The following is a 5322-nucleotide window of genomic DNA, read 5'->3' as shown; positions in this document are numbered from 1 at the left end:
ACCCCGACGTTGAAGTCGAAGATCGCGCGCGGATAGCGGCCCGTCACCACGATCGCCACGAGGGCGACCACGCTGAGGACGACGAACGCCGCCCACAGCAGGGCGAGGACCACCGCGTGCGGGATGACGAGGATCCACTTGACCAGCCACAACGCACGTGAGGGGTTGTCCGGCACCGGCCGAGCAGCGACGTGGACGGGGTAGGCGGGACCGGGTCCCGCGGCAACGGTCGCCATGAGGACCACCTTCTTCGGTGAGAGCACCAGCCTTCACCTGTGAGCCGGGCCCGCACAAGGGACCATCGGCCCTCCCCACCGATCGGGTCCGCTCCAGGCAGCCCCACGCCGACCGTGGGCCGGCGAGCCTCCCGTCAGCACGGCAGGGAGCACACCTCGGCCGGCCACCCGAGGACCGGTCACCCGAGGACCCCGGCATCGAGGTCACCGGGTCGTGGAGGTCCGAGTGGTGCAGCCACACCCCGGCGTCACCACCCACCACCGCTCAGTCGACCCGGACCCGTTCCCCCACGCGCGGCACGACGACGACACAGCCGAGCTCGGCCCGCACCCGGTCGGCGAACGCCTGGGAGGCGGTCCGCTCCCCGTGCACCACGTACACCGTCTCGGGCGTCTGCGGCATCGCGCGCAGCCAGTCGAGAAGCTCCTCCGCGTCGGCGTGCACGGAGAACTCCTCGTCCACGACGACCTCCGCACGCACGGGGACGTAGCGCCCGAACATCTTGAGCTGCGCCGCGCCGTCGAGCAGCGCCCGGCCACGGGTCCCGGGTGCCTGGTAGCCGGTGAGCACGACGGTGTTGCGGCGGTCCGGGAGCAGGTGCCGGAGGTGGTGGACCACCCGTCCGCCGGTGGCCATACCAGAGGAGGAGACGATGATGCTCGGCACGCGCGGATGGTTGAGCGCCATCGACTCCTCGACGGTGTGCGCGGCGCGCAGCTGGGGCAGGTCGATGAGCGCCTCGAGGTCCTCCTTCAGCTCCCCGCGGGCACCGGCGAGGTGGTAGGCCTCCAGGGCCGCGAGCGCCATCGGGCTGTCGACGAAGACCGGGACGGCGGGGATCTCGCCCTGGCGCACGAGGTCGGAGAGGGCGGCGAGGACCAGCTCGGTGCGGTCCACGGCGAAGGCCGGGACGAGGACGCTGCCTCCCCGCTCCACCGTCCGCCTGACCGCCGCCGCGAGCTCGGCGTGGGGTCGTCCGCTCGGCCGGGGGTGCTGCCGGTCACCGTAGGTGGACTCGACGACGACCGTCCGCGCTGCCGGCGGGTCCGCCCGCGGGTGCAGCACGGGGTGTGTCCGTCGCCCGAGGTCACCGGAGAACAGGACGTCCGCGCTCCCGGTCCGTACGTGCACGGTCGCCGAGCCGAGGACGTGCCCGGCCCGGCCGAGCCGTACCGCGGTCCGCCCGTCGGCTCCCACCCTCACCAGGCGGTCGAACGGCACGACCCGGAACTGCGCGATCGCCCGCTCGGCGTCGGCCGTCGTGTAGAGCGGCAGCGGCGGGTCGTGACGGGACCACCCGCCCTTCGCGGCGTACTCGGCCTCCCGCTCGTTGAGATGCGCGCTGTCGCGCAGCACGATCGCGGTCAGTGCGGCTGTTCCCTCGGTCATCCACACGGGTCCGGCGAACCCCTCGCGCACGAGCACCGGGAGGTACCCGGAGTGGTCCAGGTGGCAGTGGGTGAGGACGACGTCGTCGACGCTCGCGGGCTCGACGGCGAACGGCTCCCAGTTGCGCCGCCGCCACTCCCGCTCGCCCTGGTACAGCCCGCAGTCGACGAGAAGGCGGCCGCCGGGCCCGTCGAGCAGGAGCTTCGACCCGGTCACCGTCTCGGCACCGCCGAGGAAGGTGAGCACCACCGGCTCACCCATCGCACCCGCCTCCAGGCTCACCCATCGCACCCGCCTCCCGAGACGACGACGTCGCTCACCCGTCCATGACGTGGTGGTCCACCCACTGCTCCAGCCGCGGCACCCGGAGGAGGAGCAGCACCCCGCAGCAGCCGACGGCCAGGACGAGCGCCGTCCACCACGGGGTGGTCTCTCCCGCCCGGCTCGCGGCCACCCAGAAGACCGCGGCCGCGACCAGCCCGACCAGCGCGGCGAGCACCGCGACCGTCTCCCACCACGCGTCCCGACGGAACAGGCCGACGGTCGCGACGAGGAACCCGGCCATGGCCGCGAGGGCGAGCACCCGCGTCACAGCCCACAGCGTCCCCTCGGTGGACACGCCCCGGCTCGCGAAAGCGGGGGTGATCCACAGGAACGCGGTGCCGAGCAGGAACAGCGCCACTCCCCCGACGTTGCGGATGGTGACCATGTCGTCCGCTCCTTCCTGCCGTCGCTGCGGCTGCTCGGCAGCGCCCCCGGACGGCGCTCACGGCACGAGCACAGCGGCACCCTCGTATCGATCCGCGGCGAGGTCGGTGAGCGTGTCCGCCGCCTCCGCGAGCGGGCGGGTGTGCGTGCGTGGGACGATCCCGAGCGTGCCGGCGAGACGGAGGAACTCCTCCCCGTCGGCGCGAGTGTTCGCGGTGACGCTGCGCACCTGCTTCTCGTAGAACAGCTCGCGCTCGTACACGAGGGACGGGACGTCGGTGAGGTGGATCCCGGCCAGCACGCAGATCCCGCCCCGGTCCAGCGCTCGCAGCGCGGGCGGGACCAGGTCCCCGACCGGCGCGAAGAGGATCGCCGCGTCCAGCGGTTCGGGCGGCGGGTCGGCCGCCCCGACGGCGGACGCCGCGCCGAGCTCGAGGGCGAGCTCGCACGCCGCGGCGGAGCGCGTCATGACGTGGACGACGGCGCCCTGCCGCACTGCCACCTGCGCGACGAGGTGCGCCGAGGCGCCGAACCCGTAGATTCCCAGCCGGCCGCCCGGCGGCAGCGACGCCCGCCGCAGCGCTCGGTAGCCGACGATCCCCGAACAGAGCAGCGGCGCCGCCGCGTCCGGTGCGATCGCCTCCGGGAGCCGGTAGGCGAACGCCTCGTCGACGACGGCGTGCTCGGCGAACCCGCCGTCGGCGTCCCAGCCGGTGAACTCTGCGCGCGGGCACAGGTTCTCCCGGCCCTGTCGGCACCAGCGGCAACGACCGCACGTCCGCCGCAGCCACGCCACCCCGACCCGGTCACCGACGGCGAACCGCTCCGCCCCGGCACCGCGCGCCTCGACGCGCCCAACGACCTCGTGGCCGGGCACGGTCCGGGCTCGGCGCGGGGCGAGGTCGCCCTCGGCCAGGTGCAGGTCGGTGCGGCACACACCGCACGCCTCCACCCGGATCCGGACCTCACCGGGTCCGGGCTGCGGCACCGGCAGCTCGACCGCCTCCAGCGGTCCGGTCGCCATCGGGCCGGGACGGGCCACCACCCAGGCACGCACGTCGGCTCACCACCAACTCACGCCTGGGCGGGGACCCGCTCGCTGACCCCGTGATGGTGGATCTCGGTGTCCGGGCCCGGGTAGAGCAGCGACTCCCGGCCCGTGTCGGACCAGCGGACGAGGTACGGTGGCCCGCCGTCGGGGCCGCGCGTGGCGATCACCTCGCCGTCGCGGTCGTGGCCCCCCAGCCGGGCCGCGTGGACGATGATCCGGTCTCCCGGTGCTGCAGACATCGCTGTCCTCCCTTCTGACGGTCAGCGCGCAAGGCGGACCTTCTGGTGCTCGATCTGTGAGATGTCGTCCGAGGTCGCGCGGAGCAACCGGTCGGCCAGGTCACGCAGTGCGCGGGCCGCCGCCAGCTCCTCCCCGATCTCCGGCACGTCCCTGTCCGTGGGGTTGAGCCGTGCCCGGCCGAAGCCCTCGAGCCGGTTGCCGGCCGTCGTCGTCAGTACGGCATGCGCCGCCGTGACGTGCTCCTCCGAGCCGACGTCGTCGCTCGAGAACAGGTCGACCGACACCTTCCATGTGTGAGTCATCGCCGACCCCTCCTTTCCGGTGGTCACTACGGTCCTCCTCCGCGTCGGTTCTGTCACGGGTCGAAAGGCCCGACCTCGCCCGTGCCGGCGTCGAGGAAGTCGAGAACGGTGCGCGTCCACGTCGCCGGGTCGGTGTGCAGCCCGCCGGTGTGGTCCGCACCGGGCACGGTCCACACCGTGACGCTGTCCGGGGCGGCACGCTGGATGTCGGCGGCGGCGTGCTGCTCGTCCGGCACGGTCCCCGCAACGACGAGCAGCACCGGGCGGGGTGCCGCGGCCGCGGCAGCGCTGCGCAAGGTGGGTGGCACACTCGCCGGGCTGAGCACGTCGGCGACCGCTGTCGTCACGTGGTGCAGCCCCTCGGTCAGGGCCCCGCGCCGGCCGTGGACGTCCGAGAGCCAGTGCAGGTCCTGCGCCTGCCGGCCGGTGACCCCCTCGGCGACGACGGCGCGGATGCGCTCATCGGCTCCCGCCGCCCCGATCGCCTGCTCCCCTCCCATGGAGAGCCCGACGACGGCGATCCGACCGGCGTCGACGTCGGCCCGCCCGGCGAGGTAGGTGACGGCGGCCGCGATGTCGGCCTCGCCGTACCACCCCCAGTCCATCCCGCGGCCGGTGCTGCGGCCGTGCCCGCGGGGGTCGAGCGCCAGGACGGCGAACCCACCCTCGTGGAGCACGGCCAGGTGGTCGACGACCGCGTCGCGGGATGAGCCCGCACCGGGCAGCAGGACGACGGCAGCGCCGCCCGGGGCCGGGGCGAACCACCCGGCGAGCCGCTCGCCGTCCCCCGCCCGGACGGTGACCTCCTCGACCTCGGTCCACGGGTGCGCCCGGGTCGGTGCGCGTGCGGGGACTGCCGCGGCGATCGGGACGGCGAGCACGTAGACACCGGCGACGACGGTGGCGGCAAGTGCCGGCACCGTCACCAGGCCCCACCACCGCGGGGTGGCCCACACGAGGCCGGCGGCGGCGGGCACCACGATGAGGACGCCGACGACGAGGGCCGCCGGCCCGAGGACGTCCCCGGCGCCGACACCGTCCCGTCGCAGGTGCGGCACACCCACGCCGAGGCCGACCGCGGCGAGGACCACCCCGGCGAGCAGGAGCAGCACGAGGAAGGGGACCCGAGGCCGCACCGTGCCCACACCGACGGCGCGGTGGGTGCGAGCAGGGGCCCGCTCCATCGTGACCACATCCCCCTGTGCGGGACGAGCGTCGCCCCGCAGCTGCCCCCATTGTCGCGCGGGCACCGCCCGGCGCGGGAGGGTCCTGGGTCCCGCGCGGCCGCGCTGCGTGGCCGTCCTGCCGCGCGGGCCCCGCTGCGTAGCCGTCCTGGCTGCGCGGGCCCCGCTATGTGGCCGCCCTGGCCGCGCGCGCCTCGCTGCGTGGCCGCCC

The 5322-nt window shown here is 74.8% G+C and carries 7 protein-coding genes; all 7 read right to left on the bottom strand.

Going from position 1 to position 5322, the window contains the following annotated elements:
* Positions 1 to 263 (bottom strand): DUF4389 domain-containing protein (locus Q0195_RS15775; protein ID WP_366518076.1); only part of this gene is annotated, 263 nt, incomplete at its 3' end.
* A gap of 238 nt (positions 264 to 501) precedes the next feature.
* Positions 502 to 1908 carry an MBL fold metallo-hydrolase gene (locus Q0195_RS04920; protein WP_299275366.1) on the bottom strand — a complete coding sequence of 469 codons (1407 nt, stop codon included), beginning with the start codon at positions 1906 to 1908 and terminating at the stop codon, positions 502 to 504.
* 34 nt (positions 1909 to 1942) lie between these two features.
* Positions 1943 to 2335, bottom strand: a complete 393-nt coding sequence (locus Q0195_RS04915; RefSeq protein WP_299275365.1) for a hypothetical protein — start codon at positions 2333 to 2335, stop codon at positions 1943 to 1945.
* A 57-nt stretch (positions 2336 to 2392) separates the two neighbouring features.
* A complete protein-coding gene (locus tag Q0195_RS04910) occupies positions 2393 to 3391 on the bottom strand; it encodes a zinc-dependent alcohol dehydrogenase family protein (protein ID WP_299275362.1) in 999 nt (332 codons plus the stop codon).
* A gap of 17 nt (positions 3392 to 3408) precedes the next feature.
* The gene (locus Q0195_RS04905; protein ID WP_299275360.1) at positions 3409 to 3624 is read right to left on the bottom strand and encodes a DUF1918 domain-containing protein; all 216 of its coding nucleotides are present in this window, start codon (positions 3622 to 3624) and stop codon (positions 3409 to 3411) included.
* A 21-nt stretch (positions 3625 to 3645) separates the two neighbouring features.
* Positions 3646 to 3927 (bottom strand): dsRBD fold-containing protein, encoded by a 282-nt coding sequence (locus tag Q0195_RS04900; RefSeq protein ID WP_299275357.1) that lies wholly within the window; start codon positions 3925 to 3927, stop codon positions 3646 to 3648.
* 53 nt (positions 3928 to 3980) lie between these two features.
* Positions 3981 to 5111 carry an alpha/beta fold hydrolase gene (locus tag Q0195_RS04895; protein ID WP_299275355.1) on the bottom strand — a complete coding sequence of 377 codons (1131 nt, stop codon included), beginning with the start codon at positions 5109 to 5111 and terminating at the stop codon, positions 3981 to 3983.
* Positions 5112 to 5322: the final 211 nt, after the last annotated feature.

This window comes from uncultured Georgenia sp., from assembly GCF_937958535.1.
Lineage (GTDB): Bacteria > Actinomycetota > Actinomycetes > Actinomycetales > Actinomycetaceae > Oceanitalea.
This window is presented reverse-complemented; position numbering and strand designations above follow the sequence as displayed.

What these genes read in the sequence shown, in the direction of transcription:
- Q0195_RS04915 (WP_299275365.1), bottom strand. Translation starts at nt 2,335, where the DNA reads ATGGTCACCATCCGCAACGTCGGGGGAGTGGCGCTGTTCCTGCTCGGC.
- Q0195_RS04905 (WP_299275360.1), bottom strand. Translation starts at nt 3,624, where the DNA reads ATGTCTGCAGCACCGGGAGACCGGATCATCGTCCACGCGGCCCGGCTG.
- Q0195_RS04900 (WP_299275357.1), bottom strand. Translation starts at nt 3,927, where the DNA reads ATGACTCACACATGGAAGGTGTCGGTCGACCTGTTCTCGAGCGACGAC.
- Q0195_RS04895 (WP_299275355.1), bottom strand. Translation starts at nt 5,111, where the DNA reads ATGGAGCGGGCCCCTGCTCGCACCCACCGCGCCGTCGGTGTGGGCACG.